Origin of the sequence: Rhizobium sp. 007, from assembly GCF_015353075.1 — a bacterium.
Taxonomy (GTDB): Bacteria; Pseudomonadota; Alphaproteobacteria; order Rhizobiales; family Rhizobiaceae; genus Rhizobium.
Genome location: NZ_CP064187.1, coordinates 2494521 through 2517850, shown reverse-complemented (window position 1 = coordinate 2517850; position 23330 = coordinate 2494521). Strand labels below are relative to the sequence as shown.

At 60.7% G+C, this 23330-nt stretch carries 15 protein-coding genes and 1 pseudogene; 10 read left to right on the top strand and 6 right to left on the bottom strand.

Annotated elements, in window-relative coordinates:
* Window positions 1–11: 11 nt before the first annotated feature.
* From ISN39_RS12585 to ISN39_RS12575, 3 genes are all read right to left on the bottom strand, one after another.
* Entirely contained in the window at window positions 12–7613 is a 7602-nt protein-coding gene (locus tag ISN39_RS12585; protein ID WP_194727716.1) for a non-ribosomal peptide synthetase/type I polyketide synthase, read from the bottom strand.
* Window positions 7610–9529 (bottom strand): non-ribosomal peptide synthetase, encoded by a 1920-nt coding sequence (locus tag ISN39_RS12580; RefSeq protein WP_246763196.1) that lies wholly within the window; start codon window positions 9527–9529, stop codon window positions 7610–7612. Before ISN39_RS12580 ends, ISN39_RS12585 begins: the two co-directional genes overlap by 4 nt.
* 266 nt (window positions 9530–9795) lie before the next feature.
* A complete protein-coding gene (locus ISN39_RS12575; protein WP_194727714.1) occupies window positions 9796–10653 on the bottom strand; it encodes a glycoside hydrolase family 16 protein in 858 nt (285 codons plus the stop codon).
* 142 nt (window positions 10654–10795) lie between these two features.
* On the opposite strand from ISN39_RS12575, the gene ISN39_RS12570 reads away from it, so the two are divergent.
* The 4 genes from ISN39_RS12570 to ISN39_RS12555 all read left to right on the top strand — a co-directional run bounded on the left by ISN39_RS12570 (window position 10796) and on the right by ISN39_RS12555 (window position 15592).
* Window positions 10796–12229 (top strand): hypothetical protein, encoded by a 1434-nt coding sequence (locus ISN39_RS12570; RefSeq protein WP_194730177.1) that lies wholly within the window; start codon window positions 10796–10798, stop codon window positions 12227–12229.
* The gene (locus ISN39_RS12565) at window positions 12226–13482 is read left to right on the top strand and encodes a polysaccharide pyruvyl transferase family protein (protein ID WP_194727713.1); all 1257 of its coding nucleotides are present in this window, start codon (window positions 12226–12228) and stop codon (window positions 13480–13482) included. Before ISN39_RS12570 ends, ISN39_RS12565 begins: the two co-directional genes overlap by 4 nt.
* Before the next feature lie 249 nt (window positions 13483–13731).
* Window positions 13732–14439 (top strand): Crp/Fnr family transcriptional regulator, encoded by a 708-nt coding sequence (locus ISN39_RS12560; protein WP_194727712.1) that lies wholly within the window; start codon window positions 13732–13734, stop codon window positions 14437–14439.
* Between the two features lie 385 nt (window positions 14440–14824).
* The gene (locus tag ISN39_RS12555) at window positions 14825–15592 is read left to right on the top strand and encodes a response regulator transcription factor (protein ID WP_194727711.1); all 768 of its coding nucleotides are present in this window, start codon (window positions 14825–14827) and stop codon (window positions 15590–15592) included.
* Between the two features lie 685 nt (window positions 15593–16277).
* On the opposite strand, the gene ISN39_RS12550 is transcribed toward ISN39_RS12555, so the two are convergent.
* Together ISN39_RS12550 and ISN39_RS12545 are read right to left on the bottom strand one after the other, a co-directional pair.
* A complete protein-coding gene (locus ISN39_RS12550; RefSeq protein WP_194730176.1) occupies window positions 16278–17690 on the bottom strand; it encodes an efflux transporter outer membrane subunit in 1413 nt (470 codons plus the stop codon).
* Between the two features lie 592 nt (window positions 17691–18282).
* Window positions 18283–18807 carry a DUF6428 family protein gene (locus ISN39_RS12545; RefSeq protein ID WP_194727710.1) on the bottom strand — a complete coding sequence of 175 codons (525 nt, stop codon included), beginning with the start codon at window positions 18805–18807 and terminating at the stop codon, window positions 18283–18285.
* 42 nt (window positions 18808–18849) lie between these two features.
* Between ISN39_RS12545 and ISN39_RS12540 the strand changes: the two genes are divergently transcribed.
* The 6 genes and pseudogenes from ISN39_RS12540 (at window position 18850) to arsK (ending at window position 22748) form a co-directional block, all read left to right on the top strand.
* Complete coding sequence (locus ISN39_RS12540; RefSeq protein ID WP_194727709.1) at window positions 18850–19206, top strand: metalloregulator ArsR/SmtB family transcription factor; 357 nt, start codon at window positions 18850–18852, stop codon at window positions 19204–19206.
* A pseudogene (locus tag ISN39_RS12535) lies at window positions 19203–19711 on the top strand (arsenate reductase ArsC). Before ISN39_RS12540 ends, ISN39_RS12535 begins: the two are co-directional and overlap by 4 nt.
* Before the next feature lie 2 nt (window positions 19712–19713).
* Window positions 19714–20406, top strand: a complete 693-nt coding sequence (locus ISN39_RS12530) for an MIP/aquaporin family protein (protein ID WP_194727708.1) — start codon at window positions 19714–19716, stop codon at window positions 20404–20406.
* The gene (arsC, locus tag ISN39_RS12525) at window positions 20403–20825 is read left to right on the top strand and encodes an arsenate reductase (glutaredoxin) (RefSeq protein ID WP_194727707.1); all 423 of its coding nucleotides are present in this window, start codon (window positions 20403–20405) and stop codon (window positions 20823–20825) included. Before ISN39_RS12530 ends, arsC begins: the two co-directional genes overlap by 4 nt.
* Window positions 20800–21525, top strand: a complete 726-nt coding sequence (arsH, locus tag ISN39_RS12520) for an arsenical resistance protein ArsH (protein WP_074069212.1) — start codon at window positions 20800–20802, stop codon at window positions 21523–21525. The genes arsC and arsH overlap by 26 nt, the downstream gene beginning before the upstream one ends.
* Window positions 21522–22748 (top strand): arsenite efflux MFS transporter ArsK, encoded by a 1227-nt coding sequence (gene arsK / locus ISN39_RS12515; protein WP_194727706.1) that lies wholly within the window; start codon window positions 21522–21524, stop codon window positions 22746–22748. Before arsH ends, arsK begins: the two co-directional genes overlap by 4 nt.
* A gap of 29 nt (window positions 22749–22777) precedes the next feature.
* Here arsK and ISN39_RS12510 read toward each other — a convergent pair whose 3' ends face one another.
* Window positions 22778–23284 (bottom strand): hypothetical protein, encoded by a 507-nt coding sequence (locus ISN39_RS12510; RefSeq protein ID WP_194727705.1) that lies wholly within the window; start codon window positions 23282–23284, stop codon window positions 22778–22780.
* Between the last annotated feature and the right edge of the window lie 46 nt (window positions 23285–23330).

The window sequence follows — 23330 nt, the reverse complement described above, 5'->3', positions numbered from 1 at the left end:
ACGGATTGCGCTCAGTGAGCTATTCCGCCTGATGACACGTCCGAGGAGACTCCAAGCCGCGCGGATATGAGACTTGCCAGAGCCTTGCCGGAATCTATCAGCGAGTCCTCATGCCAGCCTTCCAGGTCGAGCACTGGCGTGTCCTCGGCGACGGCGTTCCTCCAGCCGAACCTCAACTTTCGTGCCCGGCTATTGTGCGCCTGACTGCGCACCAGGACAATTGATGAATCTCTGATCGCCGGGTCATTGTGATGCGCGGCTGCGGAATTCATGAACGCTGTGACCATCGCATTGGCGCGATCTGATTCCAAAGGTTCGGCACTTTTCACGTGAAGAAGCTGCATCAGCTTCCATGAGATGTTGAAGTGCCTGAAGTAATCCTGGGCGGTAATGTCCCCCTTCATCAGCTTGCTGGTGAAGTGCAAGACCCGCTTCGCGCGCCGCTCCGTCTGCCACCACATTAGGCGGCTCTTGGGCAGCGATGATACGAACGTGGGGCACCAGCTATCGATGGCAGCGGTGCAGCGTACGTCTATACCGCTTTCGCGCAACTGCCGGCTGATCTCCATGACCAAAATGCCGTTCACACACAGACCGACCAAGGCCAAACGACGGGTTCCCACCGGAATTTTCATCGCTTCGATCGCTTGTCTGGCTATATCTTCCACCGACATATCCGCCGGTGCGCTCGTCAAATCAGCGCTGAACATGTTCAGGTTGTGAACGGAAATGCTGTCGTCGATCTCGGTGGCGAGCGCGTAATACAGGAATGGATGATTGAACGTATAGACAACAGCATCGCTGCTGCCTGTCTTGCATGTCACCAATTCCCAAAGGGACGACTCCGTGTCAACGCCTTCCAGTGTCTTGGCGATTTTTGCCGTGAAATCCTGGAATGTCCGAAATTTGGAAATCATTTCGGGATTTGGAACGATCTTGTAGGCCGCCTCTACTTCTTGCAGGAGTTTTGCTGCGAGAACGGAGTTGCCGCCGACGGCAAAGAAATCGTCATCAGGCTGCAGTTGGTCAACGTTCAAGACGCTGCACCACATTGAGGACAGTCGTTTGGACAGCTTCTCTCGCCGCCGGATCTGCTGTTCGGCAAACCTGGCCAATTGCGCGATAGACGGGTAGCGCAAGAGGTGCTTGGCTTCCAGCGGGAGATTGGCGTCCAGCATGCGCGCTGCCATGCGGAAAATCGTGAGGGAGTCGGCTCCAAGCGCATAGAGATTGTCGTCCACGCCGATATCCTGGCTGCCGAGTATGTCCTGCCAAATAGCCGCTAGTTGCTCTTCCATTGGAGTGCGCGGTTTGGTTTTTTTAGCCTCGGTGCTGTGGGCAGGAATTCCACGCTGCTGCAACGTCTTGCGATCGAGCTTGCCGTTGCCTGTCTGCGGCAGTTCGCTGACGGTCACCCAGCAGGTCGGCACCATGTAGCGGGGCAGCTTCGCCGTGACGAAGTCCGAGAGCTCGGCTGCGCTCGGCTCGGCGCCTGCTTCCGGTACGATGTATCCAACGAGCAATTTGCCGTCACTCTTTTTCTCCGCAGCGACGACCGCGCATTGGCGCACGCCGGGAGCCTTCGAAACGACGGCTTCGATATCGCCGAGTTCGATGCGGAAGCCACGGAGCTTGATCTGCTGGTCTCGGCGTCCGAGCAGTTGCAGCGAACCGTTCGCAAGACGGCGTCCGACATCGCCGGTCCGATAGAGCCGCGTTGGCCGGTTCGAGCCGAAGGAGATCGGAACGAAGGCCTTCTCGGTCAGATCCAGCCGGTCGAAGTAGCCGTTCGCCAGGCCGTCGCCGCCAATGCACAGCTCGCCGGTGACGCCGATGGGCGCGATGTCGTTGTTGCGGTCGACGATGTAAAGCTGGGTATTGGCAATCGGATGGCCGATGGTGATCGGTGCCTCCGCGTCGGTAATGCGCGCGACGGACGACCAGACCGTCGTCTCCGTCGGGCCATACATGTTCCAGAGCTCGCCGCCGATTTTCAGCAGGGATTTGGCGAGTTCTTTCGGCATGGGCTCTCCGCCGCACAGCATCTTGAGGTGCGGTTTGTCCTCGAGGCCGGCCTCGACAAGCATCTGCCAGAGCGTGGGGGTCGCCTGAAGCACGGTCGCACCGCTCTTTTCCACGAGATCGACAATGGCGAAGCCATCCTGCACCTGCTGCCGGTCGGCAATCACCATCTTCCCACCGGTAACGAGCGGCAGGTAGAGCTCGAGCCCCGCGATGTCGAACGAGATCGTCGTCACCGCAAGGATCGTATCCCGATCGGTGAAGCCGGGCTCCTTCGCCATGGAGAGGAGGAAGTTCGTCAGCGCCCGATGGGACACTTCGACGCCCTTGGGTGCCCCGGTCGAGCCGGAGGTAAAGATGACATATGCAGGGGCAGCGGAATCGGGCGGCAGAGCGTCAAGCGCAGTGCTGGTCATTCGGCCTACCGCCTTTGCTTCCTCGTCGATGCGAATAACGGGAATGTTTGCGGGGGCGAGGGACGCCATGGCATCGCTGTCGCATATCAGGCCGCCGACGCGCGCGACGTCGAGGGTCTGGCAGAGGCGCTCTTCAGGATGGGAAAGATCCATGGGCACGTAGGTGTGCCCGGCCTTCATGATCGCCAGCAGCGCCACGACCATGTCTAGCGACCGGTCGACGAGCAGTGCGATGCGCTGGCCGGGCTCGGGAATCGCCTCTTGAATATATCGGGCAAACTGATTGGAGCGGGCTTCCAGCCTGCCGTAAGTGATGGAGCGGCCGCCATGTTCGGCTGCAATCGCATCGGGCTGCTTCGACGCCTTGCGGGCGAAGAGGGAGACCACGTGCTCATCTCGCGGATAGTTTGCCGCCGTGTCGTTCAAGCCGTCGATCAGCCAGCCGCGTTCGTCGTCGCTCAATAACGGCAGCCTCGAGATCTCGACGTCGATGTTCTTGGACAGCGCTTCGGCGAGCGTTGCGAAATGTTGGATCCAGCGCTCGATCGTCGATCGGTCGAAGACCTCCGCATTGTATTCGACATCGATGCGGACGGCGTTTTGTTCTTCGAACGCGCAAAAGAACATGTCGAAATTGGAAAAGCCCTTCACGTTGTTGGCCATGTTTGCCGTCAGGTTCCCGAAGGGCTGATCTGCTGCGGTGTGGTCCAGATTGAACTGAATTTCCGTCAATGGCAGGCGGCGCGAATCCCGCTTTACGCCGAGTTTGCGCACGAGCGTGCCATAGGTGCAGGACTGATGCTCTACCGCCTGCAGAACAAGCCGCTGCGTTGCCCTCAGATGCTCGCAGAAGCTCGTCTGTGATGCGACGGTCTGGCGGATTGGCAGGAGATTGACGCAATGGCCGAAAAGGATCGCTTCTCCGATCAGGTTCTGACCGGCTGCAGGAACCGCAATCACGATGTCCTCCTGCCTGGAAAGCCGGGAGACGACGACCTGCAGCATCGCCAGCAAGGTTGAAAACAGCGTTGCGCCGGACTGCGCGCCAGCTTTTTTCAACGCCTTGTAGACATCGCCCTCGATGTAGCCCGTGCAGGTACCACTGGCGAAGTTGCGATGTTCGGGCCGCGTCCGGTCCAGCGGCAGTTCCGGCAGTTCCGGAATCTCCTTGAACTGATCGAGCCAGAACTGCTCGTCCTTCTCGGATTTTTCGGGTGTGGGCGCAAGCTTCGTCGCATAGGTGGCAAAGGAGAGCGCCGGCTCGAATTGCGGTGTCTCGCCGTTGCGGAAAGCCGCATAGGCCATCGCTAGCTCATCGAGAAGCACGCTGATCGACCAGCCGTCGCAGATGATGTGGTGTCCGCTGAAGACGAAGACATGCTTGTCGACTGCCAGACGCGCGATGAAGGCGCGGGCAAGCGGGCCGTCGACGAGGTCGAAGGGCGTCCTTGCATCCTCGTCGAGCATCTCCCGAAGCTGCGCTTCGCCGTCGGGCCTGCCGGCGAAATCCACCAGCGGCGCCTTCAGCGCGAAATCGTCGGCGAAGCGGAAGTAATCGCCAGCGCGACTGAAGCGGATTCGAAGCGCATCATGACGATCCGTCACAAGGCTCAGTGCCTTTGAAAAGGCAGCTTCGTCGAACTCGCCATCCAGCGTCAGCGAAATGGACAGGTTAAAGGAGCAGGACGCTTCATCGCCGGTCTGGGCTGCCAGCCAGATCTCCGTCTGAGCTTCCGTGAGCGGGACGGATTCCAGCCTTTCTGCGGGCGTGACCGGCGCATCTACCGCTTCGGACGGGGCAGCAGCAGCTGGAGCCGGAACAATTGATAGTACCGCCTGCGGCATGCTTACGGTTGCGGCGCTTTCTGCCACCGCCACCGGTGGAGAGGTCGCCGAGGATTGCAGCAACTGGAGCTGCTGGGCGAAGAGTGATTGGAGCAGTTGAATCTGCGATTGAATGAGGGCCTGCACTTCGCCCATCGATGCGGACGGCGAAGGGGTAGGCGCAAGAGGCATCTCCGACGCGGCAAAAACCGCCGCTGGTGCAAGAAGATACGCCGCAGGCGGCGGAGATGCTGCCAGCGCTTTCTCCGGCATTTTCTCATCGAGATGTTTCGCCAGGTTGGCGATCGACGGAATGGTGCTCAGAAGATCGCGGAACGAAATCTTGACCCGGTAGTCCTTCTCGATCCTCTGCGCGAATTGCCCGATGAAGAGGGAATCGAAGCCCAGCTCGATAAATGTCGCGGCGACGTCGGCCGGCCTCAATGCATTGCCCGACATCTCGGCGAGAGTGGCCAGCAATTCGCATTCAAGCGCAGGGGTACGATCGGCGGAAGAGGGGGCGTTCGTTGGAGCGACGCTGACAGTTGCCGGCATTTGGATCGCAGCCGAAGGTTCGACCACGATTTGCAGCTCGGAGCGAGACAGCGCGTAAGAGCCTACATTGCGGCGCGCCGATGGAGGCGCATCGATCCAGTGACGCTGGCGCTGGAACGGGTAGACCGGCAGATCAAGGTGTGCCGTTGCGCCGTTGGGCAGTTCCGGCCATTCAAGGACGCAGCCAGCCATCCACAATCTGCCTTGGGCGCCGGCGAAGACATCGGCAGCTTCGGGCGCGCGATCGTGTTCGGGCAGAGACTGGATCACGGTATTCAGATTGTCCCGTGCAACGGTCTGCGAAGCAAATACGGAGAGCGTCCGCCCTGGACCAACCTCCAGGAGTATGGGTTTCCTCCCGTCGCAAAGCTTTGCGAGGCCAGCGGCGAAATGAACGGCGTCGCGGCAGTGCCTTGCCCAGTAATCCGGCGAAGTGCCCTGTTGCGCCGTCTGCCAGTCTCCGGTCACGCAAGAGATATAGGGAACCGTTGCGGTTCCGTAGGTTACCTTGGCAGTCTCGTCGTAAAGTGCGGCTGCCGCCTCGTTCATCATCGGCGAATGGAAGGCATGCGACGTGTGCAGGCGGCTGAAGGCAATGCCACCAGCTTCGAGCGCTGAACAAACCTCGTCGATCTCCGCGAACGGGCCGGAGATAACCGACAGCTTCGGAGCATTGACGGCGGCGATCTCGACATCGCCTTTCAGGTAAGCGGAGACGGTTTGCGCGTCGGCGCGAACCGAAACCATCGCGCCTTGCGGCTGGCTTTGCATGAGACGCCCGCGGCTGGCGACAAGCCGGAGTCCATCTTCGAAAGAAATCACGTTGGCAAGCGTTGCTGCTACGAACTCGCCGACGCTATGGCCGATCATCGCGTAGGGCCTGAGGCCTCGGCTCATCCACAGCCGTGCCAGCGCATATTCGACGAGATAGAGGCATGGTTGAGCGATGCGCGTGTTGCGCTGTTCGTCAGCCATTGACTCCGGCACCGGTCCGGAATGGCAGATGAAAATCCGAAGATCAAGGCCGAGCATAGGCTTCAGCAGTTCGGCGCCCCTGTCGATCCAGCGTGCGAATTCCGGTTCGCTGTCATAGAGTCCAGCACCCATGCCGACATATTGCGCGCCTTGTCCCGGAAACATGAACGCGACCGGAGGGGCGTCCGAGGCGATGGAATCCGCAGGGCGTTCCGCGCCGAGCTTATCCCGCGCCTCTTCGACGGTCCGGGCCGATATCGCAAAGCGATGGCTGAACTCGCATCTGCCGTTCTGCAGCGTTGCGGCGACGTCTGCGAGCGAAATCTCCGGGCGCTCGGTCAGGTGAGCGCTGAGATTGGCGCGCATAGCCGACAAGGCTGCCGGATTGCGTGCCGACAGCGGCAGGATGTACGGCTTGGTGACGTCTGAGCATGCCTCGCGGTCTTCGCCAATCGCTTCTTCGAGAATGACGTGGACATTCGTGCCGCCGACGCCGAAGGCGCTGACGCCTGCGCGGCGCGGATGTCCCTGTGCCGGCCAGTCCGTCATTTCGGTGGGAATATAAAACGGGCTCTCCTCGATATTGAGCCGAGGATTGGGGCGGCTATAGTTGGGCATCGGCGGAATCTTGCCGCGATGAAGCATCAGCGCTGTCTTGATGAGACCGGATACGCCTGCAGCACAGTCCATATGCCCGACATTGCCCTTCACTGAACCGAGCGCACAGCTCTCCCGCGCGTCCGCAATGTCGAGATAGGCCTCCTTCAGGCCGCCGAACTCGATGGGATCGCCCAGGGGCGTAGCTGTCCCGTGGCATTCGACGTATCCGATTGATGCGGCTGGCACTCCTGCATTTGCCAGGGCGGCGGAGATCGCCTCGGCCTGTCCGCGGACGCTCGGTGCGGTGAAACCGACCTTGTCGGAGCCATCATTGTTGATGCCGTAGCCGCGGATGACTGCGAAGATGCGATCGCGGTCCCTTCGCGCGTCTTCCAGCCTCTTCAGGAGTACGACGCCTGCGCCGCTTGCAAAGACGGTTCCATCCGCGTTCGCATCGAACGGCCGGCAGGTGCCGTCGGCCGAAGCCATGCCGCCTTCCTGGTAGATATACCCCCGTTTTTGCGGCAGCGTGATGGACACGCCGCCAGCGAGCGCCATGTCGCAAGCATAGGTCTGTAGGTTTTGGCAGGCCTGCGACACGGCAAGTAGCGAGGTCGAGCAGGCCGATTGCAGCGTGAAGGCGGGGCCGCGCAGATCGAACTTGTAGGCAATACGAGTCGCGAGCGCGTCGTTGAGCGCTCCTACGAGCTGCTGAAAACAGCCGATCTGATAATTGGAGGCGAATTCCTCCGCCTTGGCACGATCGCCAAGGACGTTGTTGATCAGATAGGTCGGCATCGACGAGCCGGCAAAGACGCCGATCATGCCCGGATAGCGATGCGGATCGTAGCCGCCGTTTTCGAGCGCTTCCCAGCAGATTTCCAGGAAGACGCGATGCTGCGGATCGGTGAGTGCTGCCTCGCGTGCAAACATGCCGAAGAATTCGGCGTCGAACATGTCCACGTCCGGAAGATGCGGGCGGGCAGCGACATAATTTGCGGCGGCGCGTTCTTCGTCGGTGAAGCAATCTTCGATTTCGTCCGGCGCAAATATCGAAAAGGCATTCCGGCCGTCACTGACGAGATCCCAAAGCGCTTCCACGGTGGGTGCGCCCGGGAAGCGCCCGGACATGCCGATGATCGCGATGCCGCCCGGACCCTGATCGTCCTCGATATCAATTCGATCGAGATCGGCGTGGGCGGTTTCGTGAATTCCCGTCATGAAGCGCTCCTTCGGAACTGGGACATGGTTTTCCTCTGAAGTGCCGCCCGCTGGGCAGCGGCGATGGATCGCGCGGTGTTCTGGGATTTGCCCTCGATATGGCGGGCAAGCTCGCGGATGGTCGAATGCTTGAACAGTGCGACGACATCCACGGCGCGCCCGAGCCTTGCTTCCAGTCCCGCATGCACCTGCAGAAGCTGGAGAGAGGTGCCGCCGAGATCGAAGAAGTTTCTGTCGAGATCGATCCCTTCGGCACCCAACGCCTCGCTCCAGAGCTGCGTCAGTAGCGTTTCCGCTTGCGTGCTTGCCACGGCTTCCGCATCGGGCCGGGCGGCCTCGATCGGCGGCGGGAGGAGGCTCGCGCGGTCGACCTTGCCGGCCGGGGTGAGTGGGAATGCATCGACCACGACGGTCGCGCTCGGAATCATGTAGACCGGAAGTGTGGCGCGCAGCCTCGACATGACCTCTTGTGCGAATGCCGGATCGCAAAGCGCAGTTTCCGCGCGCGGGCGCAGATAGGCGACGATACGTTTCAGGGTGGGACCCTGGAGGTGGCAGAGAACGATGGCGTCGGAGAGTGCCGGGTCGTTCCTCAGTGCGGTCTCGATCTCGTCAAGCTCGATGCGCTTGCCGTTGATCTTGACCTGCCGGTCGCGGCGTCCCTTGAAGCTTACCGTGCCGTCGGGCTGGAGAAGGGCGATATCGCCGGTCAGATAGCAGCGTTTCGGGCCGGCCTCCGTGGCGACCATGACGAATTTTTCCGCGGTGCGCTCCGGACAACGGAAATAGTCGATCGCCAAGCCGTCGCCGGATATCGCAAGCTGCCCCTCGCGGCCGGGCGGAAGTTCCCGCAATTCCTCGTCCAAAATGCAGATCCCGGTATGGGCGATCGCCTTGCCGATCGGCAGCTCCGCCTCCGCAAAGCCTGGCGGTACGGTGAAGGCCGCTGCAAACACGGTAGTTTCGGTCGGGCCGTAGGCGTTGCTCAGCCGGCAGCCGGGATAGCGCTGGAGAAATCGCCGGGCATGCACTGGAGAGCCCACGTCGCCGCCGAAAAGCACATGGCGCAGCCTCGGCAGATCGCCCCCTGCATAGTCCGCGAAGAGATTGAACAGCCCCGTGGTGAGAAAGGTCATACTGACGCCGGTGTCACGCATGACGCCTGCAAGGCGCGCCAGGGAGAAATCGGCATCGGGCATGACGGCGACCGTGCATCCGTTCAGCAGCGCGCCCCAGATTTCGAAGGTCGTCGCGTCAAAGGCGATTGTAGCGGCGTGAAGGATGACGTCGTCACGTCTGAAATCGATATAGTTCTGATCGAGGACGACCCGCGCGATGCTGCGGTGGGCAATCGTAACGCCCTTCGGCCGGCCCGTGGAACCGGACGTGTACATGATGTAAGCCGGGTCGCTGCCAGTGACCTCGATGGCCGGCCGTTTGGCGACGGCGCTGTGTGCGAGCCTTCCAATCACAACTCCTGCATCGATGATTGTGCCGCGCAGGTCGGGGACGGAGCTAGCCCTTCCAGCGGATTCTGCATCGACGAAGACAACCTTGGGGGCGCACTCGGCGGCGACATAGGCGAGATGCTCTTCGGGATAGGCCGGATCGAGCGGTACATAGACGCCGCCGGCCTTCAGGATCGAAAGCATGCAAATGACGGTATTGAGCGCGCGCGGAAGCAGCATGCCCACGACATCGCCCTTTCGGATTCCAAGCTCCGCGAGGTGTCCCGCCAGGGCGTCGGACAATCTGTCGAGCTCATCGTAGGTGAGACGCTCGTCGCCGAAGACAATCGCCGTCGCCTGCGGAGCGATGCGAGCCTGCTGACGTACGATGTCCTGGAGAGAGCGGTCCCGGTCATAAGACACAACAACATCGGCTTCGTTCGTTTCAAGAAACGCCGGATCAGTCACTGATTTGCCCCCAATCATTGCCCTGCAGGAGATCGTCCCATCGAAAGAATGAGGAGACAGGATTTCATGATCGAGGAAAATCGCCAGTTGATCATTGGGATGACAGCAAGTGCACGAAAGTCTTAGAGGGCCGGTTTTCCCATACCCTGTCCCATGTGGCAGGCGCCCGCGCACCTCTGCTAACGCCTTGTGATACATGCGTTTTTTTAGAGTGCGGACGGATAATTGATCGGATGCGAGGGTGAGCCTGCGGTCCATGCGGAGCGTCACCTGACGCTGTAAGCCCGGACGTAATCCACGAACATATGCGAAGGATCGGGAACGTTCATTTCGCCAGCGTCTTTCGCCAGTCCCAGATTGACAAGGATATACATCGGCTGGCGGTGCTCCGGCTGGGTTTTAGTTTTCCAGACCAGCTTCTCGTCGAAATACATGCGGATGAATTCGGAATCTATTTTCACGCCATATGTATGAAAGTCGGTGGGCCTTGCGTCGCGGAACACCTCGATGCGCGAGAAATCCGAATAATGCCCGCCACCGCGGTGCCAGACATGGACGGTCGAAGAATATCCTTCCGGTTTGTCTCCGTAGAATTCAAGAACATCGATCTCGGCGGTCGATTTCGACCTATCCTTGCCAATCAGCCAGAAAGCTGGCCACACGCCAGGCCCGATGGGCAGCTGGGCGCGCGTCTCGAAATATCCGTAGCACTGCGAAAAGCCAATTCCCTTGGGGTCAACGGAGGCAAGCAGCCCGGAACGCCAATCGCCCTGGGCGTTGCGGGCCGCCTCGATGCGCAGAACGCCGTCGGTGACGACAAACGGAAAACCGAGTTCGGGATTGGCAAAACGGGCGCCACCGAAATCGCCGGACCACGGCGTATGAGCGATCCAGCGGGTTCCAGGCCCCCAGGCCGACACGCTGAGATCGTCGAAGTTGTCTTCGAAAGTGAGCTTCATCTCCTCGGTATCGATTTGATCGCCGGTGTCGCCGGGCACGCAGTCTTCGGCATTTGCCAGGCCGGCGCACAGAAGCGCGGCAGCGATCGCGATGCCCAGCCGGCGGCCAGACGATCGCGGCCAGCCTGTACGACGAAGACAGGTTTTGAGCGTAAACGTTCTCATGCCGCGGACCGTACCGACGCGCACTTTCGCGGGAAAGGGCCCAATTCGACCGAAGGACTACCGCAAAGGGCTTAAGGCGGACGTAAATACAAGCCGCTTCGGCGCATGATAGCTTTCTGTTGAGGAAAACTGGGTGCGGTGGATGCGGGTCGAATTCATTGGGCTGATGACCATTGTGCTGGGGGCAATTCTGGTGTTCGCCCCGGTCAGGCATTCTTTCACATGGATGATGCTGTCGACTGCATTCGGCGCGGCGGCGGCCATTGCGCTGCCCGGAATGGGCGGAGCGTCAATCCTGGTGCCCAACCTCTTTCTGCTGTTTTTCGTTCTACGCATCTTCATGGCATTCGGCGAGGGACAGATCTTCGCTGCAGTCTCTCCGTCGCGCGCTGGATTCATCCTGTTGGTATTGACGGTCTTCGGACTGTTTACGGCATTGTTCTTTCCGCGGTTGTTTCAAGGAATGACGGAAACCATGATCGTCGAGCGGTCGGTCGGCCTGCGAAACATAATCTCGCTCGTGCCGCTGCGTGCCTCGTCGAGCAATATAACGCAGACCGTCTATGCCGTGGGCGGCCTGGTGGCGTTCGCCAGCACCTTTGCCTTCTTTAGGCGCGCAGGCGCGCATGACGATCTCATCAAAGCCGTGTTGGTCACCGCGACGGTGACATTGAGCTTCGCACTGGCCGATATCGTCACCTATTTCACGCGGACCGAATATTTGCTCGGCTTTGTCAGGACGGCAAACTACGCGCTGCTGACCGCTGCCGAAAAGGGCGGGCTGAAGAGGATTTCGGGGACTTTTCCGGAAGCATCGGCATTTGCTGGCTATACGCTGGTGCTGTTTGCCATCATCGCCAGCCTCTGGCTCGAAGGCGTCCGTGGCCGGGCAATCGGCCCTTTGACGTGGCTTCTGTTCATCGCATTGCTCTTTTCGACATCGGCGACGGGGCTTATCGGTCTGGCGATTATTGTTCCGGTCCTTTTCTTGCGGTCGTTTTTCCAGTCGCCCGCTGACCGATCTCGCCAGCCGGCGCTCTTTTTTGCCGGCTCGCTCGCGGCGGCCCCGCTCATCGTGTTTCTTGTCCTGGCGACGCTGCCCGGACTTTCGGCAGGCGTTGCCGGCTTCTTCGACGAGATGCTGTTTTCGAAAGTCGACAGCCAGTCGGGACAAGAGCGTGCGGAATGGAATGCCGTTGCCTACAAGACGTTCCTCGACACGTTCGGTTTCGGTGCGGGGCTGGGTAGTGCACGGGCCTCCAGCTTCGTGCTGGTGCTGCTGTCCAATATCGGGGTGCTCGGCGCGTTTTTGTTCGCGCTGTTCATATGGTCCGTACTGTCGTTGAAGCCGGCTGTTGGATCGTCGCAGCCGAATGAATGCGGTGCGGCAATACGCGCCGCGAAAATGGGGATCCTGGCGGTGCTGGTCACGGCTTCCACATCCGGCACCGTCTATGATCTCGGGCTGATGATCTACATTCTTGCCGGCGCCACGACCGCCCTGACTGCGCCCTATCCGCTCCGCGCGAGGGCCTCTGCCTCTAATACCATGAGCTTATTGGAGAGGCGGTCATGAGCAGGATGCCCTTCAAGATCGTCGTCTTCAACGTCAAATACAGCGAGAACCTTGGCGACGGCATATTGGCTTTTTGCATCGAGCACGGCCTTTCGCAAACGGGCGGCGGCATCGAGGTGGAGACTGTCGATCTTGCCGGCCGTCGCGGGTTCGGCGGTGCAAGCAGCAGCCGGCGCCGGCATCTGCTCAAGCTGCTTCAAAGGTTGCCAAAGCCTGCGCGGCGGCTGGCTGTCGGGTTCGTCGTCCGGCGAGCGCTCCGGCGGCAGCGTGGGGAATGGGAACGGAAGATTGCCGCGGCGGATGCAGTCGTCATCGGAGGCGGCAATCTGTTCCAGGACGACGACCTGAATTTCCCGTTAAAGATCGGAACAGTTCTGGATTGCGTTCGGCGCTTCGACCGCCCGCTTGCGATTTATGCTGTCGGCGTAAGCTCCGATTGGTCAGAGCCAGCCAGGCGACTGTTCGCCCGCATCGGCGGCGTGCGGCTGCTGCACCTCTCGGTGCGCGACAGGTTTGCTTACGATAGCTGGCGCCGTCATTTTCCGACCGGTCCAGTTCCGGACATCATCCCTGATCCCGGGCTCCTGATCGCCCAGATAGCCGATACGACGCGCGTACCGAGCGCGAAAAAGACGGTCGCCATCTGCGTCACGGAACCGGTCGTGCTCACGCGGCATGCCAGCCAGACGGGCCCGATACCGCTTGGGGATGCGGCTGGGTATTGCAAGCTTGTAAACGCGCTGATCGAGGACGGATTCAGCGTCATGCTGTTCTGCAACGGCGCCACGGAAGATCACATTTTCGCGAGGACGATCGTGAACGAAGGCTCGATGGTACGTCATCTTACCTCAGGCGTACTCCATCTTGCCGATCGGCCTGCGGACGTAGGGCAGTTGCTGCGGCTGCTGAATGCCGCGGATGCCATCGTTTCCCATCGCCTCCACGCCTGCATCGCCGCCTATTCCTTGCGCATTGCGCATGTCGGACTTAGCTGGGATAAAAAGGTCGAGGGCTTCTTCCGCTCCGTCGGGCGCGAAGCCTATTTTGTGGATGAAGAGCATGTGCCGGTGAGCGAAATTCCTGCTCTTCTAAAAGCCGCGCTCGCCCAAGGTATTGATCAGGAAAGATATAATCTGACGATGGACTGTGCGGAAACGGGAATGCGGCGCTTGCGATTTGCGCTGCGGCCAGGCCTGATCAGCGAATATCCGATGTCGGACGACGTGCGAGGCATTGCGGCCGGCCCTCGTTGAATTCCGCATTGAAAGACCAGATGTTCCCCTGGCTTGCCGATCACAGCGGAGCGTTGTTTCCCGTCGCCCGCAAAAGATTCAATGTATGCGCGTAAAGTCCTGCGACAGGCTGCAACACCACACTCCCAAGCAACTTAAGCAATATGGAGTAAGCGACACGGCAAAAGACGCATGATATTGTGTATTTTCCAACCTTAAGATTATACTTTTGTTCAGTCAAAGCGGATGTTCGCTTACGGGGTTTGGGGAATGGTAACACTGACCACCGCGGAATATGAGCTTTCGGCAAGTCGTCATCTCAAGCGTCGCGAATTTGCGGGGGGAGCGTACCGCGGTTACCAAGCCGGCGAAACGATCTTCGAGGTCGGAAATCGCCGGGCCCGCATCTTCTATCTGATCAGCGGCTGGATAATATCCTGGAAGCTGCTTCCAAATGGCACACGCATGGTGTCCGATTTTTCGCTTCCCGGCGATATCGTGTGGACTGCTTCGGCGGAATTGTCGCGCGAGACGATGCAGGCGCTCTCCAACATCCGCATCTACGAACTGCCGGCGCTCGGCGATCGAAAGCCCGAGAGCGCTTCGAACGACCTGCACCGCGCGCTGCTCCTGGAGATGGTGCGCCGTCAAGCCCGGCTGACCGAAAGGATGGCGAATATCGGGCGCCGCGATGCTCTTGCCCGGACGGCGCATCTTCTTCTCGAGCTGGCCGTCCGGCTGGGTGTCTTCCAGCACGAGTCGGCGGATGGTTTTGAATGTCCGCTGACACAGGCCGAAATCGGTGATGCCGTCGGTCTTTCGACCGTCCATATCAATCGCGTCCTGAAAGATATGCGGCTCAGCGGCCTGCTTGTATTCAAAAGTGGCGTCGTCGAATTCCTCGACAGGAAGAAACTCGAGGAACTGGTCGATTTCGACCCAAGCTACCTGGCGCCGCCGGCGGAGCGCCGGCTGTAAATTCCTGAAATACTTCCAGGTGTTTTGGGGGCTATTCGAAAAGAAGAGCCGACAGGGCATCTCTGTGGATAATTCTATAAAATATGAGGATTATTCACAATATTCGTAGCTCTTTGTGGCTAAAGTGATTAGGGGCAATGTTATTGTGCGGTAAGAAATAAGTTCTAGATGTGATCTTTTATGAGTAGTGGTTAACATATGTTAATGCCGACATTTATAATTAATGCAAGTTTAATGTTGGGCGTTTGGATTTCATACGACTGTAAAAGTACTTTAGATCTGGCCCTAAAGTTTGATCTAATCGTATGATTTGCAAGTAAAGCGTATGTATTTCAAATTGGTCTCTAGTTTTGGCTGCCAATTTTGTTGAGAGTAGGAGTCGGCTATGAACGGGCAACAAATAACCAGCGAAAATACTGGTATCGCAAGGACAACCCGCCTCATTTCCTTGAAGGCGAGGGATCCGGTACGGAGTCTGTCGTCGGCGAATATCGTCACGACGGAAGAGCATGCGGAGTATCTGCTGCTGATCGATTCGCGGGCGCTTGACCGGGAGTGCCTGTCACGCAGCCTTCGCGAGTATCAACCGGCCTTGAACATCATTTCCGCCAATTCGCTGGAGGACTGGCAGAACCAGCATATCCAGCATGATCCCGCCGTCATCCTTTTGATGATCGGCGGAAAGAAGATCACGGATGCCGATGTGGGCCAAGCGATCGCGAAATTGACCGAGAAGTTCAAATCCAGCCCTGTCGTCGTGGGGGCGGAAAGCGACGAACTTTCGCAAATCCTCAAAGCGCTGGAATACGGCGCCCGAGGCTACATACCCACCACTGTCAGTATTGGCGTTGCTGCAGAAGCGATCGGCCTGGCCCAGGCCGGGGGAATTTTCATTCCCGCGAGCAGCATTCTTGCTGCGAGGCATGTGATCAGTGCTGTCAGCAACGGCATGAACTGCACCGATGAACTCTTCACGCCGCGTGAAGCGGTCGTGGCAGAAGCCTTGCTGCGCGGCAAGGCCAACAAGATCATCGCGTATGAAATGAAGCTTTGCGAAAGTACGGTAAAGGTTCACATCCGCAACATCATGAAAAAGCTGAATGCCACCAACCGGACGGAGGTTGCCTACAAGATCAGGGATTTCATGCATTGATCATGCGTGGTTGCTGCTGAACTCCCCGAACTGCTGTGAAGGCTTCGCATGCTTTCGCGGGCAGGGCCGTCTCGAGTGCCACCTGGGTCAGGGGTGGAAGGCGCGGTTTGCCTCGAAGGAGCCGAGTTCCGATGCTTGTTGGCCGAGAAGGAAGAGGATCTGAGTATCCCCGGCGCCCCTACAAGCGGGGACGCTGTTATTCTGTATAAGACTGAAGACTGCTCGATATTCTTGGGGGCCGAAAAAGCCGGGCTCGCTTCAGCAATGAAGCGAGCCCTTCCGCAAGGAGCTTTTCGCGGTCATTAGCCCGCGAGTATTAGCTGCCGCATTTGGAATTGGTTCTACTCGGTACGGCCCCCGATCCCGACGCAAGGATGCCATACTACTGCACGAAATCAACTAATCCCTTTGGGTGATAGCCGAGCGGGCCGGTTCCTGTCCTCTTCCGGCACAGGAAGCGCGTTCGCGCGATCGTCATAGTGCGTATCGGGGCGTAGGGCAGGCTCATCCATTTGTAGAAATGTTCAAGACCGGGAAATCGTGGGTCTGATGCTTGAGAGCGGTATCATCCTTGCGAGACCGTCTCATTACTCCTCCGATGAAGGGAGAAGGGCTCGTCAATAGGCAGAACGGGTCCTTTTTCCTCCCTTGACCGCGAGCGGTCGCGCCGCGTGCTTCGGCTTTTTCAGCTCTTTGTGGGGCCCTTTGCCACGGTGGCGGAGACAGAATTGACCTTGCCGCCCGGGGCATAGCCGCCGCCGATGGCGACGTTGAGGGAGACGTAGTCCTTGGCCATCTGCTGCACGGCCGCCGCCAGGCTCGCCTGGGCCAGCGACACCTGGCGCTGGGCGTCGAGCACGTCGAGCAGCGAGGAGGCGCCGTCCTTGTAGCTTGCCGTCGACAGTTCCAGCGATTCCTGCGTCGTCTTGACCTGGGCGCGCAGCGCTTCCACCGTCTGGGCGTCGCGGCGCACCGCCGACAGCGCGTTCTCCACCTCCTCGACGGCGTTGAGCACCGCTGCCTTCCAGGCGAGATAGGCGGTCTTGGCGTCCGACTTGGCAATGTCGACATTGGCGCGCAGGCGGCCGCCGTCGAAGATCGGCAGGTTGAGCGTCGGGCCGAAGGACCAGGTGGTCAGGCCGCCGCCGCGGCCACTGGCCGGGTTGACCCAGGTCGGCGAGATCGAGCCGGACAGCGCGATCGACGGATAAAGCTGCGATTGGGCGACGCCGATATTGGCGGTCGCCGCTGCCAGATTGCGCTCGGCCACGCGGATGTCGGGACGGTTGCGGATCAGGTCGGCCGGGATGCCGGAGATGATGCCGGCACGGTAGACCGGCTGGGCGGCCCCCCTCTGCAGTTCGGCCATCAGCGAGGAGGCCGGCAGGCCGAGCAGCGTGGCGATGTGATGCGCCGAGACGCGGAAGTTGGTTTCCAGACCGGGGATTTCGGCCTGCGTCGACTGCACCAGGCCCTCGGCCTGGACGACGTCGAGCCTGGAGGCGGCCCCGGCTTCCAGCTGGAACTTGGTGAGGTCGTAGGTCTCCCGGCGCGATTGCAGGTTGGCCTTCGACAGCGCAATGCGCTCCTGGTAGAAGCGGGCGTCGATATAGGTCGAGACGAGATCCTGCAGGAAGGCAAGCCGGGCCACGTCGGCGCTGGCATAGGCCGAATCGAGCGAGGCAAGCGCGCTTTCCTTGGAGCGGCGGTACTGGCCGAAGAGATCGAGCAGCCAGGAGACATTGGCCTCGCCGCCAGTGGTGTTGGTAGCACCCACCCGGGTGCGCTCCGAGCCCATCTGGCCCGACACCGTGTGCGAGGCACCGACCACCAGGCTCGGCAGCGAACCGGCCCCGGCGACCGTCACATTCGAGGACGCCGAATTGATGCGCTCCATCGCCTGCAGCACGTCGAGGTTCTGGTCGATGCCGCGCGCCACCAGGCTGTCGAGCTGCCTGTCGCGATAGGCCGACCACCAGGCCACCGTCGCAACATCACCGATATTCTTGGTGCTGCCCTCACCGAATTTCGCCGGCAGCGGCATCTCCGGAGGCGTGTGGTCCGGTCCGCTCACGCAGCCCGCCAGCAAAGACGCGATTACGAAATACGCTGCGCTACGAGCTAGTGTTGTTCGCCCCCTCAACCTGCCGACCTCCTTGGTTTTGCCAAAAGTACGCTAGACGTGGTTAATGAAGCGTTGCATTCGCGCGTTCGGTCGACCTGCTGCCGGAATGCGACGATGCGGAGGGCTTGGTCTGGGGCCGGGGCAACCATTTAAAGCTCACGTCTCGCGGGCACACCCGCCGACGGGGTGCGGGGAGAGGCCGGCACAAAAACCGGTGGTCGGAAACGAAAAGCGTCGTTCGGGTCAGCGCTCGTTGGCGCCTGGAGGCAGGACGAGGCATTGGCGCAAGGCATCAGGCGAGAGGTCTTGCCCGCCATCCTGGCTGCTTGAGGACGGGAGCTTTGCCGCGAGGAATCCTGCGCCGGCCCGGGTGGCGGTTCAAAGATCGGATATATGGTGACGCCCACAGCAAGGCTGACGGAAAAGCACACTACAATGTAAAACAGCACAAACCTCATGGAACGTATAACGGCAGTGTCCCGACGACATATCAACCTGCCCAATATGATTAGGAAGGGCCGGAGATAACTGTCGCTGATGTGGGCCGTTGGCTTTTCAATGCCTTCTAGGCGCAGCAGGTATCTTTGCCATGCGTGGGCCTGCAGCAGGCTTCAGTCTTTCGTGCTTCCTCTTTGAGCCAGCGGTCGCGCGGCTTGCAGCTTGCCGGGCGAGGCGCAAGTTCGACGTGCACCATGCCACCCAGCAGGGCCGGCATGGCCGCCCAATAAAGCTGCATTGGCCGCACGCCGTCGCTGATTTCGAATGTCAGCCTCGCAGACCCGTCGAGCTTCACATGCTCGGTCACCTTGCGGATGATTGCGTGGAATTTTCCAGCCGGCATATGCGTGCGGTCGTCCTCTTCGATGTCCCATAGCTGGATGAAAATCTCTCGCCATGCTTCCGGGTTGGCGCCGCAGTCGAGCGCTGCGAACTCACCGGCCTTGACTTCGGTGACGTGGTAGCCCGGTTTTACCGGCCGACCGTCGTAATGGAAAACCAAGGGCAAATCCTTGGCGCCTGCCAGGAAGTCGAGAAGCGGGCCGAGGCTGACGTCGCGGTCCTGCATTTTGCTGTTGTCGATCGCGTTCATTTGCATTAATCCTAATTTCAACGATTCAAGGATTATTGAAATATGGATCAACGTCAAGCCCTGAGCGCCTTCGCCGCGCTCTCCCAGGAGACCCGCCTGCAGATCGTCCGCGTGCTGGTGGTCGCGGGTCCAGACGGCATGGCCGCCGGCATGGTTGCGGAGAAGACGGCCGTCTCGCCGTCGAATGTCTCCTTCCATCTCAAGGAGCTCGAACGATCCGGCCTCATCAGCCAGAAGCGTGAATCCCGCTCGATCATCTACACCGCGAACTATAGTGCGCTGGGCGGTCTGATCCGCTTCCTGATGGAAGACTGCTGCGCCGGGAACCCTGAAATCTGCGCACCTGTGGCGGCGGTCGCCGCATGCTGCGCGCCTAAAGTGGAGGAGAAACTGCAATGACTGCCGACCGTCTCTACCATGTGCTGTTCCTTTGCACCGGCAATTCCGCCCGCTCGATCCTGGCGGAGTCCATTCTCAACGCCGAAGGCAAGGGCCGCTTCCGGGCGTTTTCGGCAGGGAGCCAACCCAAGGGTAAGGTCAATCCCTATGCGTTGAAGGAGCTGCAGGCGCTGGGCTATCCTTCGACCGGCTTCAGCTCGAAGAGCTGGGACGTGTTTGCCGAGGCGGGTGCGCGGTCTGCGACAGCGCCGCGGGCGAAGCCTGCCCTGTCTGGATCGGCCATCCGATGACTGCCCACTGGGGCGTCGAGGATCCGGCCGCTGTCGAGGGCAGCGAAGTCGAGAAGGGCTGGGCTTTCGCGCAGGCCGCGCGGTTCCTGAAGAACCGGATCATGGCCTTCCTGAGCCTGCCTTTGTCGTCGATCGACAAGCTCGCTCTGGAGCAGCACCTGCGCCAGATCGGCGCCATGGAAGGTTCGACGAGCAATCCGGTGAAGGCAGGATAACGATGATGTTCGATTTGCCGCGCCGCCTTGTGTCCGAGGGCCTCGGCACAGCACTTCTCGTCGCGACCGTGGTCGGGTCGGGCATCATGGCGACATCGCTGACGCAGGATGTAGGACTGGCGCTGCTCGGCAACACGCTGGCGACCGGCGCCATCCTGGTGGTGCTGATCACTATCCTCGCGCCGGTTTCCGGAGCTCATTTCAATCCGGCGGTCTCGCTGGTCTTCGCGATATCGCGGTCGCTGCCGAAACGCGATTTCCTCTGCTACGTCCTGGCGCAGGTTGCTGGCGGCGCCATCGGGACGATTGCGGCCCATCTGATGTTCGATCTTCCGCTCGTCCAGCTGTCGACAAAGGTGCGCACCGGCGGGGCGCAATGGTTTTCCGAAGGTGTCGCGACCTTCGGCCTGGTGGCGGTGATCCTCGCCGGGATCCGCTTCGAGCAGAAGGCGGTGCCATGGTTGGTGGGGCTTTATATCACGGCCGCCTACTGGTTCACCGCTTCGACTTCCTTCGCCAATCCGGCCGTTGCCTTCGCCCGCTCGCTGACCGACACCTTTTCCGGCATCCGTCCGGTCGATCTTCCGGGCTTCTGGGTCGCCGAAATCGCCGGCGCGGTCGCGGCGCTCTTTCTTTTCACCTGGTTGCTGCAGCCGGGTGCATCGTCAACCCTTTCACCTGAGACAAAGCTATGAAAGCCACCATCTATCACAATCCAGATTGCGGCACGTCGCGCAACACGCTGGCGATGATCCGCAATGCCGGGATCGAGCCGACGGTCATCGAGTATCTGCAAACCCCGCCGTCGCGCGCGGAGCTAGTCAAGATGATCGCCGACGCCGGCCTGACGGTGCGCCAGGCCATCCGCGAGAAGGATACGCCCTATGCGGAGTTCGGGCTCGATGACGCGGCCCTGACCGACGATCAGCTTCTCGATGCGATGCTGAAAGATCCGATCCTCATCAACCGGCCCTTCGTCGTGACGCCGCTCGGCACGCGACTGGCGCGGCCATCCGAGGCGGTTCTGGATATCCTGCCGGACACCCATAAGGGCGCCTTCGCCAAGGAAGACGGCGAACAGGTTCTCGATGCGGAAGGCAGGCGCATTGTCTGATCTGCCGGCAGCCTCCCGCGAACATCTGCGGCCGCTCGATCTGGCAGCGCTGCAACCGCCATTCTCGAAGCACAAGCCCCGTATCCTGATCCTCTACGGTTCGCTACGCACGGTCTCCTATAGCAGGCTGCTCGCCCATGAGGCGGCGCGCCTGCTCGAGCACTTCGGCTGCGAGGTGCGGATATTCAATCCGGAGGGATTGCCGCTTCCTGATGCGGAGCCGGTGAGCCATCCGAAGGTCCAGGAACTGCGCGATCTCTCGCAGTGGTCGGAAGGGCAGGTATGGGTTTCGCCCGAACGCCATGGCGCCATGACCGGCATCATGAAGGCGCAGATCGACTGGATTCCGCTTTCGGTAGGCTCGGTGCGGCCAACGCAGGGCAAGACGCTCGCCGTCATGCAGGTGTCGGGCGGCTCGCAGTCTTTCAACGCCGTTGGGCAGATGCGCATGCTCGGCCGCTGGATGCGCATGATCACGATTCCGAACCAGTCGTCAGTCGCCAAGGCTTTTCAGGAGTTCGACGCGGACGGCCGCATGAGATCCTCGTCTTATTACGACCGGGTGGTTGACGTCTGCGAGGAATTGGTGAAATTCACGTGGCTTACCCGCGACGCTTCCGCCTATCTCACCGATCGCTACAGCGAGCGCAAGGAAGAGGCCGATAAGCTCGAACAGCGCGTGAGCCTGAAATCCATATGACCGAACCTCCGCCGATTGCTGCCACTATCGCCCTTGGCATCACGCAGATCATCGGCTACGGCACGCTCTATTACAGCTTCAGCATCCTCGCCCCCGATATGTCGCGGGATCTCGGATGGCCGTCCGAGGCCGTCTTCGGCGCATTGTCCGCGGCTCTCCTGATCGGCGGCCTTATGGCACCTGCGCTCGGCAAATGGATCGACCGCTTCGGCGCCGGACGGATCATGACGGCGGGATCGGCGATCGCGGCGGCGGCACTTGTCGCCTGCGCGCTGGCGCCCGGCAGGATTTCCTTCGTGGCGGCGCTGATCGGCATCGAGGCGGCGTCGAACCTCGTTCAATATGGCGCGGCCTTCGCGCTGCTCGTGCAGATCCGGCCGCAGGCGGCACAACGGAGCATCACCTACCTGACGCTCATCGGCGGGTTTGCCTCGACGATCTTCTGGCCGATCACGACGATGCTGCACGCTGAGATGTCGTGGCAGCAGGTCTATCTGGTATTCGCGGGCCTCAACCTCATCATCTGCCTGCCTATCCATGCCGTGCTCTCGCGGCAGATGCGCCGAAACCGGGAGCGAAGCGGCAAGGCCTCGCCGGCGAGACGCGTGGAAGGAACGCTTGCCGCATCGGCGCGCAGGATGGGTTTCGTTCTGATGGCGCTTTCCTTCTCCCTCCAGTCGCTGGTGAGCTCGGCCATCCTCGTCCATATGGTGCCTCTGCTTTCCGGCCTCGGGCTCGGCGCGACAGCGGCGCTGGTCGGGACGTTCTTTGGCCCCTCGCAGGTTCTCAGCAGGTTGACGAACATGCTCTTCGGCGTGAACCTGCCGCCGCTCAAGCTTGCCATCATCGCGGCCACGCTTATGTCGGCAGCGGTATTCCTGCTCATCCCGACCGCGCCTTCCGTTGCCGGCGCCATCGCATTCGCAGTTGTCTTCGGCCTGGGGAACGGCCTTTTCAGCATCGTCACCGGAACGCTTCCGCTGTTGCTCTTCGGAAGCGACGGCTATGGAAAGATGCAGGGCCGGGTGATGGCGGCGCGCCTGATCGTGTCGGCGGTCGCACCCTTTGCGCTGGCCTACCTGATCGGGAGCATCGGCGTCGTCTGGTCGCTGGCGTTGACATCGGCGGTAGGCGTCCTTGCCGTGCTGGTTCTGGTGGCCATCGGGCAACTCGCCAGGAACGGCTCGGCCCCGGAAGCGGCCGCGACGCAGACGAGCAACTGACGAAACCGGCTGGACAGACTTGCGGAAGTTCACTGACGCATAAGATCGATGTTGCTGGTGACGACCGACCCTCCGGTCGCATGGTCGCGATCGACCGTGCGCAGGCGCAAGCCATCCGCCCCGACCTTCTCGATGGTCATGGTGGCGTTCCGGTCGCCGTTCACGGGGCGGGCCCAGCGTACGGAAAGATTGATGGCGTTTCCGCGGCGGCTTCCAGAAAGCGCAGACGGCAGGCCCATCGGTCCGACATAGGTCCCGCTATAGCGCCCGCCGCTGACCCTCAGATTTGCCGAAACGGCCCGGCGCACGACGACAAAGCCCCGGCAACTGCCGTTCATGGAGAAGTTGGCTCGGCCCGCCGTCGTTGCGAAGCTGCACCGCACGTTGACCGGATCGCTGCCGATCCGCATCAGCACCTGGCCTGCGCCTTGCCAGTTTCCGGCAAGCGACTGGAGGAAATTGGCTTCCTGAGCGGCTGCCGCAAGCGGCTGGGAGCCGGCGAGTGCGAGGGAGAGCAAGTAAGCGGCGCGGCGCATGGCGGTGACCTCGTGAACGGATATTGCCGAACGTCTTTGAGGCAAT